13 protein-coding genes are annotated in these 14,688 nt (G+C 67.6%); 1 reads left to right on the top strand and 12 read right to left on the bottom strand.

Features of this window, described 5'->3' with window-relative positions:
• Positions 1-282: 282 nt before the first annotated feature.
• Together ACWGKJ_RS05115 and ACWGKJ_RS05110 are read right to left on the bottom strand one after the other, a co-directional pair.
• Complete coding sequence (locus tag ACWGKJ_RS05115) at positions 283-1,389, bottom strand: branched-chain amino acid aminotransferase (RefSeq protein ID WP_385017813.1); 1,107 nt, start codon at positions 1,387-1,389, stop codon at positions 283-285.
• A 227-nt stretch (positions 1,390-1,616) separates the two neighbouring features.
• Entirely contained in the window at positions 1,617-2,657 is a 1,041-nt protein-coding gene (locus tag ACWGKJ_RS05110; protein ID WP_385017810.1) for a 3-isopropylmalate dehydrogenase, read from the bottom strand.
• A 140-nt stretch (positions 2,658-2,797) separates the two neighbouring features.
• Here ACWGKJ_RS05110 and ACWGKJ_RS05105 point away from each other — a divergent pair, with 140 nt between their 5' ends.
• Entirely contained in the window at positions 2,798-4,396 is a 1,599-nt protein-coding gene (locus tag ACWGKJ_RS05105; protein ID WP_385017807.1) for a purple acid phosphatase family protein, read from the top strand.
• Positions 4,397-4,560: 164 nt separating this feature from the next.
• Here ACWGKJ_RS05105 and ACWGKJ_RS05100 read toward each other — a convergent pair whose 3' ends face one another.
• The 10 genes from ACWGKJ_RS05100 to ACWGKJ_RS05055 all read right to left on the bottom strand — a co-directional run bounded on the left by ACWGKJ_RS05100 (position 4,561) and on the right by ACWGKJ_RS05055 (position 14,508).
• Complete coding sequence (locus ACWGKJ_RS05100; protein ID WP_385017804.1) at positions 4,561-4,698, bottom strand: hypothetical protein; 138 nt, start codon at positions 4,696-4,698, stop codon at positions 4,561-4,563.
• A 269-nt stretch (positions 4,699-4,967) separates the two neighbouring features.
• Positions 4,968-5,924 carry a hypothetical protein gene (locus tag ACWGKJ_RS05095; protein WP_385017801.1) on the bottom strand — a complete coding sequence of 319 codons (957 nt, stop codon included), beginning with the start codon at positions 5,922-5,924 and terminating at the stop codon, positions 4,968-4,970.
• A gap of 68 nt (positions 5,925-5,992) precedes the next feature.
• Positions 5,993-6,673: a hypothetical protein gene (locus tag ACWGKJ_RS05090; protein ID WP_385017798.1), complete on the bottom strand. Its 681-nt coding sequence runs from the start codon at positions 6,671-6,673 to the stop codon at positions 5,993-5,995.
• Between the two features lie 70 nt (positions 6,674-6,743).
• Positions 6,744-7,070, bottom strand: coding sequence for a hypothetical protein (locus ACWGKJ_RS05085; protein ID WP_385017795.1), 327 nt, complete (start codon positions 7,068-7,070; stop codon positions 6,744-6,746).
• 36 nt (positions 7,071-7,106) lie between these two features.
• On the bottom strand, positions 7,107-7,520 hold the full coding sequence (locus ACWGKJ_RS05080) for a hypothetical protein (RefSeq protein WP_385017792.1): 414 nt from the start codon (positions 7,518-7,520) through the stop codon (positions 7,107-7,109).
• Positions 7,521-7,690: 170 nt separating this feature from the next.
• Positions 7,691-9,469 carry a hypothetical protein gene (locus tag ACWGKJ_RS05075; protein ID WP_385017789.1) on the bottom strand — a complete coding sequence of 593 codons (1,779 nt, stop codon included), beginning with the start codon at positions 9,467-9,469 and terminating at the stop codon, positions 7,691-7,693.
• A gap of 228 nt (positions 9,470-9,697) precedes the next feature.
• Complete coding sequence (locus ACWGKJ_RS05070; protein WP_385017786.1) at positions 9,698-10,957, bottom strand: LAETG motif-containing sortase-dependent surface protein; 1,260 nt, start codon at positions 10,955-10,957, stop codon at positions 9,698-9,700.
• Positions 10,958-11,087: 130 nt separating this feature from the next.
• On the bottom strand, positions 11,088-11,711 hold the full coding sequence (locus ACWGKJ_RS05065) for a DUF4291 domain-containing protein (RefSeq protein WP_385017783.1): 624 nt from the start codon (positions 11,709-11,711) through the stop codon (positions 11,088-11,090).
• A 181-nt stretch (positions 11,712-11,892) separates the two neighbouring features.
• Entirely contained in the window at positions 11,893-13,533 is a 1,641-nt protein-coding gene (gene pruA, locus ACWGKJ_RS05060; RefSeq protein WP_385017780.1) for an L-glutamate gamma-semialdehyde dehydrogenase, read from the bottom strand.
• A gap of 48 nt (positions 13,534-13,581) precedes the next feature.
• Positions 13,582-14,508 (bottom strand): proline dehydrogenase family protein, encoded by a 927-nt coding sequence (locus ACWGKJ_RS05055; protein ID WP_385017777.1) that lies wholly within the window; start codon positions 14,506-14,508, stop codon positions 13,582-13,584.
• Between the last annotated feature and the right edge of the window lie 180 nt (positions 14,509-14,688).

The following is a 14,688-nucleotide window of genomic DNA, read 5'->3' as shown; positions in this document are numbered from 1 at the left end:
ATGACCAAGAAGGACATCGTCCGCTGCCTGAAACGGTTCGTCGCCCGCGAGGTCTACCGACACCTGCCCCACCCCCAGATCACCACCGAACAGCTAACCCAAGCTGCTTGACGATCTATAGGAGCTTCCCCGGCCGGAGGGGCAGAACCAAGCCCCTCCGGCAAGTGAGCAGCGGAGCCCGTGTGCGGGACAGACTGAAGCCACTCCTGGGGGCACCTCCCGGCGGTAGCCGGGGGAGCGTGAGGAGCGGGGTCCGGGGCGGAGCCCCGGGAAGAAGAAAGCTCACCCCAGCGGATGCATCCACCCGTGCACGTCCTCGCCGATCCCCCGCTGAATGTCCAGCAGCGCGGCCCGCAGGGCCAGCGTGACCTCCCCGGGCGTCCCGTCACCCTGCGTCCACTCGCCCCCGGCCGACTTCACCGTACCGACGGGCGTGATCACCGCCGCCGTACCGCAGGCGAAGACCTCGGTGAGCGAGCCGTTCTCCGTGTCACTGCGCCACTGGTCGATGGAGACCCGCCCCTCCTCCGCGTCGAAGCCGAGGTCACGGGCGACGGAGAGCAGCGAGTCACGGGTGACGCCCGCCAGCAGCGAGCCGGTGAGCCGCGGCGTGACGATCTTCGGCTTGCGGCCCTCGCCGCCCCCGTACACGAAGCACAGGTTCATGCCGCCGAGTTCCTCGACCCACTTGTGCTCGACCGCGTCGAGATAGGCGACCTGGTCGCAGCCCTGGCGGGCGGCCTCGGCCTGGGCCAGCAGGGACGCGGCGTAGTTCCCGCCGGTCTTGGCCTCGCCCATGCCGCCGGGCACGGCCCGCACCCGGTCCTCGGACAGCCAGATCGAGACCGGCTTGACGCCGCCCTCGAAGTAGGCGCCGGCCGGCGAGGCGATCACGATGAAGAGGTACTCGTTGGCGGGCTTCACACCCAGACCGACCTCGGTGGCGATCATGAACGGACGCAGATACAGGGACTCCTCGCCGCCGTGCGCCGGAACCCACGCCTTGTCCTGCTGGACCAGCGCGTCGCAGGCGGCGAGGAAGGTCTCGACCGGCAGCTCCGCCATGGCGAGGCGGCGCGCGGAGAGCTGGAAACGCCTGGCGTTGGCCTCGGGGCGGAAGGTCGCGACCGACCCGTCGGGCTGGCGGTAGGCCTTGAGGCCCTCGAAGATCTCCTGCCCGTAGTGCAGGGTCATGTTCGCCGGGTCGAGGGAGAGCGGCGCGTACGGGACGAGCTGGGCGTCGTGCCAGCCGCGTCCCTCCGTCCACTTGATGGTCACCATGTGGTCGGTGAAGTGGCGGCCGAATCCGGGGCGGGCCAGCAGCGCCTCCCGCTCCGCGTCGGACAACGGGTTGGATGAGGGCTTGAGCTCGATCGGGAGCGTCGTCATGAGTGGTATGTCCTTCACCGGTTGTGTGTGACGGACCGCGCTCACGCCACTACTAGGACGTCCGAGCTTCCCCACATACCGCGGCCCCACGTCCGATTATCGCTCGTGGGTGGCCGCGGATGAAAGGCGTGAATGCGGTCCAGGCTTCGATGGTCGCACCCGGGACCGCAAAACACAGCCGCCGGGTGTCTGGGAGACCCGGCGGCTGTGGTGTGTCAGTCGACGGGTCAGCCCGCTACTCGTACCGCGAGCGCGTCGCCGATCTCATCGGTCGTACGCGGCTGGGTACCGCGCTCCGCCAGGTCGGCGGAGACCGCGTCCTCGATACGGGCCGCCTCGGACTCGTGGCCGAGGTGGCGCAGCAGGAGGGCGACGGAGAGGATCGTGGCCGTCGGGTCGGCCTTGCCGGTGCCCGCGATGTCGGGCGCCGAACCGTGCACCGGCTCGAACATCGACGGGAAGGTGCCCGTCGGGTTGACGTTGCCGGAGGCCGCCAGGCCGATGCCGCCGGTCACGGCAGCGGCGAGGTCGGTCAGGATGTCGCCGAAGAGGTTGTCGGTGACGATGACGTCGAAACGCTCGGGCTGGGTGACGAAGAAGATCGTCGCGGCGTCGACATGCAGATAGTCGGTGGTGACGTCCGGGAACTCCTGGGCCACCTTGTCGAAGATGTTCTTCCACATGTGGCCGGCGTAGACGAGGACGTTGTTCTTGTGGACCAGCGTCAGCTTCTTGCGCGGGCGCGCCTGGGCCCGCGCGAACGCGTCCCTGACGACCCGCTCGACGCCGTACGCCGTGTTCACGCTGACCTCGGTCGCGATCTCGGCGGGCGTACCCGTGCGGAGGCTGCCGCCGTTGCCGGTGTACGGGCCCTCGGTGCCCTCACGGACGACGATGAAGTCGATGTCCGGGCGGCCCGCCAGCGGGGTGGCCGTGTTCGGGAACAGCTTCGAGGGGCGGAGGTTGACGAAGTGGTCGAAGGCGAAGCGGAGCTTGAGCAGCAGGCCGCGCTCCAGGACGCCCGACGGCACGGAGGGGTCACCGATCGCGCCGAGCAGGATGGCATCGTGCCGCTTGAGGGACTCCAGTTCGGCGTCCGGGAGGGTCTCACCCGTGCGGTGCCAGCGCTGGGCGCCGAGGTCGTACTCCTCGGTCTCCAGCTTCACATCCTGAGGAAGGACCGCGTTCAGGACCTTGAGGCCCTGGGCCACGACTTCCTGGCCGATGCCGTCACCGGGGATCACTGCGAGATTGAGGCTGCGAGACATGACGGCACCCTACTGCTCGTCCCAGGGGATGACATGCCGTGTCCAGTATCCGGACAGGTGATCTGCTGTACGGGCGCCGTTCACCCGTACGGCATCCGTAGGGCAGGAGGGCGTCAGCCCGGCCGGGCACCTTGTCGGCCATGGACACACCTCGCTTCGGTATCCCCGAGAAGCTCGCAGGCCGGATGAGCATGGCCGAGCAGCACGAGTATCTCCGCACCCGGCTCAGCCGGCGCGGAGTGCTCCGTACGACCGCCGCGGGCGCCGCGGTCACCGTGGCCGGAGCCGGCACCGCGCTGGGTGCGCCCTCCGCGTACGCCGCGCCCGCCCGGTCCGCGCAGGCCGCGCCCGCGCACAGCCCCGCCCATTCGGCACCGGCCGTCGACGGGGCGCTGGTCGCGCCGTTCGGCCGGCATCTCGCGTACGGCGCCGACCCCCGGACACAGATGCGGGTCTCCTGGCAGGTCCCGTTCGCGGTGAAGCGGCCTTACATCCGGATCGGCACCTCGCCCTGGGACCTGAGCCGGAAGATCGGCGCCGAGGTGCGGCATCTGACGACGCCCAGCCTGAACAGCGGCAAGATCGCCGCCGCCGAGCAGTTCTACGTGCATGCCGGACTCGACCGGCTGCGGGCGGGGACGACGTACTACTACGGGGTCGGGCACGACGGGTTCGACCCGGCCGACCGCCGCAACCTGGGCACGCTCGGCACCTTCCGCACCGCGCCGTCCCGCGCCGAGCCGTTCACCTTCACAGCCTTCGGCGACCAGGGCGTCAGCTACCACGCACTCGGCAACGACCAGCTGCTCCTGGGACAGAACCCGGCGTTCCATCTGCACGCGGGCGACATCTGCTACGCGGACCCATCGGGCTCCGGCCAGGAGACGGACACCTACGACGCGCGCACCTGGGACCAGTTCCTGGCCCAGACGGAGACCGTCGCGAAGACGGTGCCGTGGATGGTGACCACCGGCAACCACGACATGGAAGCCTGGTACTCCCCCGACGGCTACGGCGGCCAGAACGCCCGCTGGACCCTGCCGGACAACGGCCCCGACCCGGTCAACCAGCCCGGTGTCTACTCGTTCGTGCACGGCAATGTGGGGGTCGTAGCGCTGGACGCCAATGACGTCTCGTACGAGATCCCCGCCAACTACGGCATCAGCGGCGGCAAGCAGACCCGCTGGCTCGACCGCCGTCTGCGCGAACTGCGCGCCGACCGCTCCATCGACTTCGTGGTGGTCTTCTTCCACCACTGCGCCTTCTCGACGACGAACTCGCACGCGTCGGAGGGCGGGGTGCGCGAGGAGTGGGTACCGCTCTTCGAGAAGCACCAGGTGGACCTGGTCATCAACGGCCACAACCATGTGTACGAGCGTACGGACGCGATCCTGCGGAACAAGGTCGCGCGCAAGGTGCCCATCGGCGAGCGGACCGACCCGACGCGGGACGGCATCGTGTACGTGACCGCGGGCGGCGCGGGCAAGTCGCTGTACGACTTCCCGGCCCCCGACAGCTACGAGGGGCACCTCAACGAGCAGGAGAGCGTGCCTACTTACCACTGGGTCAAGGGCGGCGCCAAGGCGACCGAGACCGTGGAGTGGTCGCGGGTGCGCTACACCGGCTACTCGTTCCTCGCGGTGGAGGTGACGACCGGCCGGCAGGCGGCGCTGAAGGTCAGCGCGCTCGCCGAGTCGGGCGAGCGCATCGACCACTTCGAGATCCGCCGGGGCCACTGACCACAAGGCCGGCAGCCCCGCGAGACCTTCACCGCCGCCTCGCCTGCGCCACACATGACCGCCCTGTTCCCTGGGGCACAGGGCGGTTGTGTGGGCACCGGCACCGTGCGTCGCGCTCAGCCGTGCCCGGAGACACGTGAGGGGCCGGCCGGGGACCGGTGGGATCAGTGCCCGGTGGAGCCCCCGTTGTCACGGCGGTCGAGTGCGCGCTGGAGGGCGGCTGCCGCGTTCTGGCGGTCGGACTCGCCCGAACGAGCGGCGCGGGCGGTGTGACGGACGCGGCGGACTGTCGTCTCGGCCATGGTGATCGACTCCTTGAAGCAAGAGGGATATCGATGCGCCGGAGGGGGCGGGGAGCGGGCGCCGCAGGGGTTGCCTGCTTCGGGCGCTGCTCACGACCGCCAGTCGCTGGGTCGAGCGAGACGTTCGGCTTCTTTCACGTTAGGGGAGCCGGTCCTGCCTGTCTGCACAATTACTCGGACTTCCTACTATCTGAGACGCGATCAAGGAACGGCGCAGAGCGCGACGCCCGCACGACCGGCCTCACGACCGGCCTCACGACCGGTCTCGGTCAGCGGTTGACGGCCTGGATTTCCTGCACCTTGATGGGCTGATCGTCGCCGTACGCACCGTCGGGAAGGGTGCCTCCCGCGCCTCCGCTCCCCGTCCAGCTGATCTTCCAGGTGGCGGTGGACCGCAGGTTGAAGGTGCCGCCGCCGGACGAGCGCTGATAGACCACCCCACAGGGCGGGGTCCGGTCGGCCTTGCCCGGCGCATAGGCCTCACCGATGGAACCGTGGACGACGGCACACCGGCCGGACGCCGGGAGTACCTGTGCGTCATCGGTGCCGGGGTCGAGGCTCAGCGAGTCCGCCCTGGCCGTGGTCGTCGCCTCGGCGTGGAAGCCGCCGACATCGAGGGAGGCGGTCACCGAAATCGGTTTGAAATCAGCCTTGTTCAGCCATGCCCAGGTCGGCAGGTTGACCTTGCTGGCACCGGCCGGGGCAAGACTGACCTTTGTCCCGGGAACCTGCATCTGCTGATAGGCCAGCCCGGCGAGCGTCTCGGGCTTGATGGCCTCGGGAACGTCGGGGGTCTCCCCGTTCTTGACCCAGAACGGGTCCCTGTCGCACTTCATCTGATCGGCGAGTGAGGCGTCGTCGTTGTACTGGGGCCCCCACCACATCCCCTCTTTCTCCTTGTCGATGTGGTAGTTGTCACCGGCGTACTGCTGGTTCTCGTGTGAGATGTCCCCGCGGACATCACTGGGGAGATCCGGGTCGTGAACGGCCGAGAAGTAGACGCCCTGCCGGAACTGCTGGAATTCGGTGGCTGACCACTCGGGCGCGTACCAGCAGGCGGGCGGCGTCCAGTTGGAGTCGGTGGACGCCAGGGGGCCTGCGTTGCCTCCGCTGCTGCCGGATGAGCTGTACTTGATGGATACCTGGGCGGCGATGGTCTGCTTGGGGCCCTTGGTGCCTTGGGAACCTGTAGTGGCCTTCCCGGCCGCAGGGTCCACTCCCGCCATGGCAGGATCACTGGCCAGCAGCAATGCTGAGACACACACCGTCGACACTACGAGCAGCCTGCGCACCTTCACCCCCTGCACTGAGTCGCGTCGCCCTGTACCTTGATTTCCTTGGCGCGCCAGAGTCCCTTGTTTGTCGCCGACGGCGTCATCCCGACCTGCCAGAAGGTGTAGTCACTGACACTCTCCGTGGTCCGGTGAGTTTTACCGCTCTTCACTTCCTTGCTATAGAACTTGCTGTCGTTGTCGCAGAATGTAGCCACGGCACTCTTTCCCCCCTTCACCAACTGAACCTTGGCACCGGTGTAGCGCCCCACCCCAGTCACGGTCAGGCCAAGTTCGATGTTCTTTGCGATCTGCTGCTTCGCATATTGCTGCGCGGGGCTTTGGTACTCTGAATAGAATTTGTAGGCGGAGTTATTCGCGTCCTGTTTCGTCACCCCGTACACAATGGAACGAACGAAGTTCTCGGCATCCGCCAGCGCTGCCTCCTGATCCGCATCGGACAGGCTCGTCCTGTCGAAGACAAGGCTGACGTCCGAGGGCAATTTCATCACCGGGCGGTCGATGCCGGACGCCTTACTCGGCGGAGGTGAACTCGGCGCCGCGGTCTTCTTCGCTCCCCCGTCATCCGCACCGGCAATCTTGTCGTTGTCCGACCCCTTGTCCCCACCCCCGCACCCGCTAAGCAACAGGGCAGCTGCCGCGGCGAGGGACACGGCGGCGGGCAGGACACGACTGCGGTTCACTGATAACTCCCGGTGAGGCAAGGGTTCTTCGGGTCTGGGGATCGTACTAGGACCGGCACTCCGCAGGGGCTCAGCCCATCCGCCCGGCGAGAAACCGCCGCTCGGTGTCGGCCTCGGCCTCCGTGACCTCCTTGGGGTGAGCGGCGCGCTGCCGCTGCACATCCGCGAGGAAGCCATGCGCCTGCCTGGACAGATCGGTGTTGGCTCCGTGCAGGTCGCTCCCCCAGGCCCGCGCGTTCTTCCCGACCCAGACTTCGCCCTTGCCGCCGGCCATCTGCTTGTCGGCCGCCTTGAGCGCGTCCGCGACGGAGGCGATGCCCTTGGACACCTCCTTGCAGAGAGCGTCCAGCTCCTGCCAGACAGGGCTGGGGACCTTCTTTTCCGACTTGTCAGCCATAAAGCCCTCCGCAGGCGTTTCGCGATGTCGACCGATTCACGACGAGGAATCCGGATCCGGAAAGCCAGAAGGAACCGGGGAGGCAGCAGCGTCCTTCGGGTCGTACTTGTCGCTCGACTGGCTGCCGTAGTCGCGGAGAAGCTCCTTCTTCGCATTCCCCACCGACGTACACGCACTTCGCGTCCACAGCGAGAACCGCGGCCCTTGGCCGGCTTCTCGTTGAAGGAATACGACCACGAGTGTCACGCCATGCGCCTTGGCCGAATAGGCCTTCTTGCCCGATGGGCGAAGATTCCAGCCCGCATCGCTCACTTTCTTCTGCAGTGAAGCCAGGAAGCTTGCATCACTTGCTTTCTGCGACCCCTCCACAAGAGGGGAATAAATTTCATACATGACCGATTTATCAACGCTGCCACCCGTACACTCAGTGAATCGACCGGATGCCGTCATACCCTCCTCCCCTACGGCACGGTAGATTTTCCAATACGATTCAGCTACCGGACGACGGGTCCGCCCCGCCTCTTTCTTACCGTCCGCAGCACTCGTCGAACCCCCTCCACATGCACTGAGGAGCGACGCGAGCGCCACAACCGAAACCCAGAGACTGCCATTTCGTTTCATTATGATGACGCTCCACTGAGGCGGGCCAGTTCAAGTTGGCTGTAGGTCTTCTCGGATGCGTTGGCGACACTCTTGTCGTTCAGCCACGCGTTGTAGGCCAATTTCTGCCCCGCGGATGCGCCGTCCACCAACTGTCCGGAATCATCAAGGAATTTCTTACCGTCACAGTACTGATCCGCGTACTGTCCGGGATGCCCCAGATCATGATTCTTCTTGAAACTCTCCTGGACGGCTGCAGAATACTCGTCACGCCACCCCTTGTACGGAGCCTTGTCCTTCTTCTCGTCCGCCTCATCCGGGTTCACATTCCCGATGAACACCGACAAGGCATAGTTGACGGCAGCTTTGGAAATATTGGCAGCAGCCTCGTTCGGCGCAAATGCGACTTCGATTCCCGCACCGGTCACAGCCGTCAACTGCCCCTGGATCGTAGAGTTCCATTTATCGGCCTTGGCCGAATCCTCGGCCTGCATCTGACCGAACACCTTCTTCGCCTCGGCGCCGAAGATCCCGTCGAGCATTCCCTTGGCCCGGGTCGCCTGTGCGTTGTCCGGGTTGTTGTCCAATATGTACTGACCCTGCTGGCTGCTCATGGCCATCATCGTGGTGGTGGCGTCCGGATTTCGCATCGCCTCGTCGATGAACGCCCGGAGATCGTCCTCGCCCACTGAGACATGTCCGGGCCCCGGGTCCGCCGGGGCGGGGTCGGTCAGGATGCTCTGAACGTCGTCCCAGTGATAGGTGACGATGTCGCCGAACGCTTTCTGGATCTCCGAGTGAGTGTGCTCGTCCGAATGGCCGGCGTAATACTTGATCAGCTTCTCCGAGTTGTCCGCCGCGACATTCTTGTCCGCACCCGGCCCGTCCAGCGTCCCCGCTCTGATGACCCCCGCGAACGCCTTCGCCTGATAGTCCGGCAATCCCCCGTGGTGGTCCGAGTCGTCCTTCATCCAGGCCGGAATCACGTCCATGTTGTCGTGCAGGAACTTGGTGGAGGCCGCCGGGTCGTTCCCCATCGCGTCCCAGACCTTCTCCCCGTACATGTAGTTGCCCGGCGCCAGGCACTGCTTGCCGAGGTTCGCCACCACGTCCGGCGGGAAGCTGGCGTGGCCGACGAGACCCGACAGGTGCTGGAGGTCCTCGTCGCCGTTCTCGTCCTTGAACGTGGTGCCGTTCCGCATGGCCGTGGCCACGGTGGTGGCCAGGACGGAGATACCGGCGTCCGGGTTGCCGGGGTCGTACATCATCGGGCCGTCCTGGAGCCGGTAGAGCGCCGTGTCGCCCAGTTCGTCCATCGCGGCCTTGCAGTAGTCCGGGTCCGTCTGGTTGGCCGCGAGCATCTTCATGTACTCGTCGAGGCCGATGTCGCCGTCCTTGTACGCCTTGGCATCCTTCTTCGCGGCCTTCTGGGCGGCGGCCTGGGTCTTGTACTTGCCCAAGTCGCCCGCCCCGGCCGCGACCATCCCCCCGCCGAGGCCCGCGTTCTTGTCGAGCTTCTCCTCGTCCATCGCCAGACTGTGGCGCCGCCGGAGCATGGGCAGTTCGCCGTGTGCCCAGGTGAGATGACCGGTCATCTTCGTGAGTCGGGTGGTGTCCATCTGGAGGCGGCGCGCATGGCTCATCCAGCTGTTGATGTGCGGCTGGCCCGCCGCGGCCCCGTCGCCCGAGTTGGTGTTGATCGACTTGATGAGGTCGCCGAGTCTGTCCGGGTTGATGCCCTGGAAATCCTTGCCGGCATCCGGATCCATCTGCATCCCCCTGTGGCGCTGTTCACGCATGTGAACTGATGATGAGGCGGGAGAGCGACGGCTGTGTGCATGGCTGACATTCCCCCCGGAGCCCATGACGCTATCTGTCGTGTCCATGGTTTCGCCAGTGCCAACGTCGTTCCCGCAGCCGTTCCTGCCGCCGGGCCCGCCACCGGAAAGCCCCGGCTTTGCACAGCTGCCGGAGCAATCCGGGGCTCCCCTCGTCATCATCGGGACCCGCTCGGGTGGTTGCGCGGGCTACCGCACCCCGGCGGCGTTCCTTCGGCGCAGGGCGAACACCAAGCAGCTACCGGCCGCCACCGCGGCGACGCCCGCGCCGGCGATCAGCGGAGTGGTGCTGGAGGAGCCGGTCGACGCCATCGTGCCGGTCCCGTCGCCACCCGATGCGGAGCTGCCCGACGTGGCCCCGGAGTCCGATGTACCCGTGCCTCCGGCGGACTGGGCGTGCAGGCCGCCCGACGTGTCCGTACCGCCGGTGCCCGAACCGCCGCTCGTTCCGGTGGCCGAACCGCCCGCCGATGAACCGCTGTCGGAGCCGCCCGATGAACCGGAGCCCGAGCTGGAGCCGGTCCCCGGACCCGTACCGGGGCCCGTGACGTCGACGGTGAGCTTCGCCTTGTCGTTGGCGGCGTTCTTGTCGAAGACCGGGTGGATGTCGTACACCGAGGTGGCCTTGACCTCGCTCGACGTGTCCTTCGCGCCCTTCTCTATCTTCAGCACGAACGGGTACGAGTGGAGCGACCCCACCTCGAAGATGTGGTCCGGGGGCAGGCAGACGTACTTCCGCTTGCCCGGCGCCGACGGTCCGCTGGGCCCGTCGATCCCGAAGGGCTGGCAGTCCTTGGGGACCTCGACGGCCGTCGTGCCCGCGGGGATGTCGACCATCACCGCGGGCTGGTCGTCGCTGGTGTTGTCGTCGATCCAGCCGGGGCCTTCGTTGCGCAGCCCCGCGGTGACCCTGACCTTGTCGCCCGGCTTGCCCTTCGCCGTGCCGCCGACCGCCGCCAGATCGGCCGTGTTGTCGGCGGTGACGGCCAGCGAGCGGTAGCTGAGGGCGGTCGATCCCGACTCCGGGTCACCGCCGGTGGTGCCCGTGCCGTACTCCACGTTCTCCATCAGCGCCTTCGGCAGCACCTTGAGTCCGATGGGCGTGGTGAAGTGCTGGCCGGGCGCGAGGACCTTGTCGAAGTGGCAGAGGGCAACGGAGACCTGGTCGCTGTCGGTGGAGTACGTACAGCCCGCCGCATGGCCGGGGAAGGACAGACCGCGCGTGATCCGCAGCCGCAGCGTGACACCGTCGGCAGGCGCGTCGCCCTGGTTGGTGAACGTCAGGGAATCCGTCCGGACCTCGCCCGGCTTCCACGGATCGCTGGAAAGCTCGGACACCACGAGAGCCGGGGCCGCCGCATCATCGGCGTGCGCCTGGACGGCCGGTGCGAGGGCTACGGCAAGCAGTGCGGCCGCGACGGCGGACACGGAGCTGATGCGCTGGCGCAAAGTGATTCTCCTGTGTGGATTCATGAATGCGTATCAGCACTTAGATGCTCGAACGACGGAAGAAGTTGCGCACGCACACCGGACCATCACCATTGCGGCACACCATCGCACAGGCATATCTCCGCCCCGCTCACACCGGATACGGCCGCTCCCCGGGCAGCAGCGCGGCGGCGCCCGGCGCGTCACCGGCCAGGACCAGCGCATGGATCCGGTGGACCAGCGGGGTCACATCGGTGATCGAAACGGTCCACTCGTCGGCGTACCGGCGGGCGGCGTCACCGGAGAGTCCCAGCTGCAGCGAGCGGTACGGCAGCGGCCTGAGCCACAGGTCGCGTTCCGGGTCCCACTGCACCCGAGCCGGGGACCGCTGCAACTCCCGCTTCCAGGCGGCCTGATCGGCGTGGACGGTCCGCTCGTACGAGGAGAGACAGGCGTGCCGCAGCGCCCAGTCGAACCCGGACCTGCTGATCTCGACGGCCAGTACGGTCTCCTGGCCCTCCTTCGCCGCCCAGCCGCAGCGGTACATCATCCACAGGAAGGAGGGCTTGATCCAGGTCATCCGGTCGCGCTTCCAAGCCGCGGGGAACCGTCCGTCCCGAGCCGCCGGCCGCCCGATGGACGGGGTGTACGCCTGGTAGACGGTGACCGTCGACTCGGTGTGCAGCGCGCGGACGCGGTGATCCGGTTCGGTCGCCGGCTCTGCGCCGGTGGCGCGCTGCGCGTCGGAGTGGTGCCGGGTGATCTGCTCTGTCATGCGGCAAGGGTGCGCCGTCACCGCCGGTGCGGGCCACCGGAATTACGGCCCGCACTCGGCGGCGGCACACCTCCGGGCGGAGGAGGCCGGGCTGGGCCGGACATGGAACCGCCCCCTCGCGGCGGGGGACCGGGAGGGGGCGGTGTCTCAGTGGGCGGGCCGGGGATCGGCCCCGGTGGGATCAGCCCTGGTGGGGGTAGGTGTACTCGGTCGGCGGGACCAGGGTCTCCTTGATGGCCCGGGTCAGGGTCCACCGCTGGAGGTTCTGGGGGGCGCCGGCCTTGTCGTTGGTGCCCGACGCGCGGCCACCGCCGAAGGGCTGCTGGCCGACGACGGCGCCGGTCGACTTGTCGTTGATGTAGAAGTTCCCCGCCGCGTAGCGCAGCTTCTCCATCGTGTGTGCGGCCGCCGCGCGGTCCGCCGCGATGACCGAGCCGGTCAGGGCGTAGTCGGACGCCGACTCCATCTGGTCGAGCATCGCGTCGTACGAGCCGGCCTTGCTGTCGTCGTAGACGTGGACGGCGAGGATCGGGCCGAAGTACTCGGTGGTGAAGACCTCGTTGGCCGGGTCGGTGCACTCGATGACCGTGGGCCGCACGAAGTAGCCGACGGAGTCGTCGTAGCTACCGCCCGCGACGACCGTGCAGGTCGGGTCGGACTTGGCCCGGTCGATCGCGGCCTTGTTCTTGGCGAACGCGCGGTCGTCGATGACGGCGCCCATGAAGTGCGACAGGTCGGTGACGTCACCCATGGTGATTCCGTCGACCTCGGCGGCGAACTCCTCGCGGAAGCCGCTGTTCCAGATCGAGGCGGGAACGTAGGCGCGCGAGGAGGCCGAGCACTTCTGGCCCTGGTACTCGAACGAGCCGCGGGTCAGCGCGGTCTTCAGCACGGCGCGGTCGGCGCTGGGGTGCGCCACCACGAAGTCCTTGCCGCCGGTCTCACCGACCAGACGCGGGTAGGTGCGGTACTTGCCGATGTTCTCGCCGACCGTCTTCCACAGGTACTGGAAGGTGGGCGTGGAGCCGGTGAAGTGGATACCGGCGAGGTCGCGGTGGTTCAGCGCGACCTCGGAGACCGCGACACCGTCACCCGTCACCAGGTTGATGACGCCCTTGGGGAGACCGGCCTCGGCCAGCAGCTCCATCAGCAGGACGGCCGCGTGGGTCTGCGTCGGGGACGGCTTCCAGACGACGACGTTGCCCATCAGCGCCGGGGCGGTCGGCAGGTTGCCCGCGATGGCCGTGAAGTTGAACGGCGTGATCGCGTAGACGAAGCCTTCGAGCGGCCGGTGGTCGAGCCGGTTCCAGACACCCGCGGAGTTGGCCGGGGGCTGCTCGGCCAGCAGGTCACGGGCGTACTTGACGTTGAAGCGCCAGAAGTCGACCAGCTCGCAGGGGGTGTCGATCTCGGCCTGCTGGGCCGTCTTGCCCTGGCCGAGCATGGTCGAGGCGGCCATCGTCTCGCGCCACGGGCCGGAGAGCAGTTCGGCGGCGCGCAGGATGATCGCGGCACGGTCGTCGAAGGACATCGCGCGCCAGGCGGGGGCAGCGGCCAGCGCGGCGTCGATCGCGTCCTGGGCGTCGGCCTGCGTGGCGTGCGCACCGGTGCCGATGACGGACTGGTGGTTGTGCGGCTGGACGACGGTGAACGTCTCGCCGCCACCCATCCGCTTCTCACCCGCGATGGTCATGGTGAGGTCGATGGGGTTGTCGGCCAGCTCCTTGAGCTTGGCTTCGAGCCGGGCGCGCTCCGGGGAGCCCGGCGCGTAGGAGTGGACCGGCTCGTTGACCGGAGCGGGGACCTGGGTCACAGCGTCCATGAGTGCCTTGTCTCCTTCATGTCTGAGGTGCGGTGGTCAGCGGGCAGGTCAGCCCTTGGTGAGCACGGAGCGGCCGAAGAACAGCAGGTTGGCCGGCTTCTCCGCGAGGCGCCGCATGAAATAGCCGTACCAGTCCGTGCCGTACGCCGTGTAGACGCGCATCCGGTGGCCCTCGGCCGCGAGCCGGATGTGCTCGTCGCTGCGGATGCCGTACAGCATCTGGAACTCGTACTCATCCAGTTTCCGCCCGGCCCTGCGGGCCAGCTCCTGGCCGATGGCGATCAGACGCGGGTCGTGGGACCCGATCATCGGGTAGCCGTCGCCGTCCATGAGGATCTTCAGGATCCGGACGTACGCCTTGTCGATCTCAGCCTTGACCTGGTACGCGACCGAGGCGGGCTCCTTGTAGGCGCCCTTCACGATACGGACCCGGCTGCCCGCGGCGGCGAGGCGCCGGGCGTCGCCCTCGGTGCGGAAGAGGTAGGCCTGGATGACACAGCCGGTCTGCGGGAAGTCCTTCCGCAGCTCCTCGTGGATGGCGAACATCGAGTCGAGCGTGGTGTGGTCCTCGGCATCAAGCGTAACCGTGGTGCCGATGGCGGCGGCGGCCTCGACGACCTGGCGGACGTTGGCGAGCGCCAGCTCGTGGCCGCCCTCCAGGCTCTGCCCGAACATCGACAGCTTGACCGACATCTCGGCCTTCTCACCCAGGCCGAGGTCCTTGAGCCGGCCGACCAGCTCCAGATAGGCGTCACGGGCGGCGGTGGCCTGCCCGGGGGTGGTGATGTCCTCGCCCACCACGTCGAGGGTGACCTCAAGGCCCTTGTCGGCGGCGTCCTCGATGACCGGAACGACCTGGTCGACCGTCTCACCGGCGATGAAGCGGTCGACGACCTGCTTGGTGCCCGGGGCGGCCGAAATGAACCGGCGCATCTTGTCACTGCGCGCCGCAGCGAGGATCACGGGAGCCAGCACGGGGCACCTCCAACCGAAAGTACGAACGAGGACCGTAGCGGCACGACCGAATCGGACCGGTACAGCACGGAGAACCACTTCGAAATCTAGGTACCGCCCCGGTGTTCTGCCATCGACAGCTGTCACGCATCCGTGGACTGGATCTCAGACATATGTCTGAAGGGGTGGGAGAATGTGGGG

Source organism: Streptomyces sp. NPDC054757, from assembly GCF_053612185.1.
The sequence above is the reverse complement of the archived record's forward strand: the minus strand, read 5'-3'. Positions and strand labels throughout refer to the sequence as shown.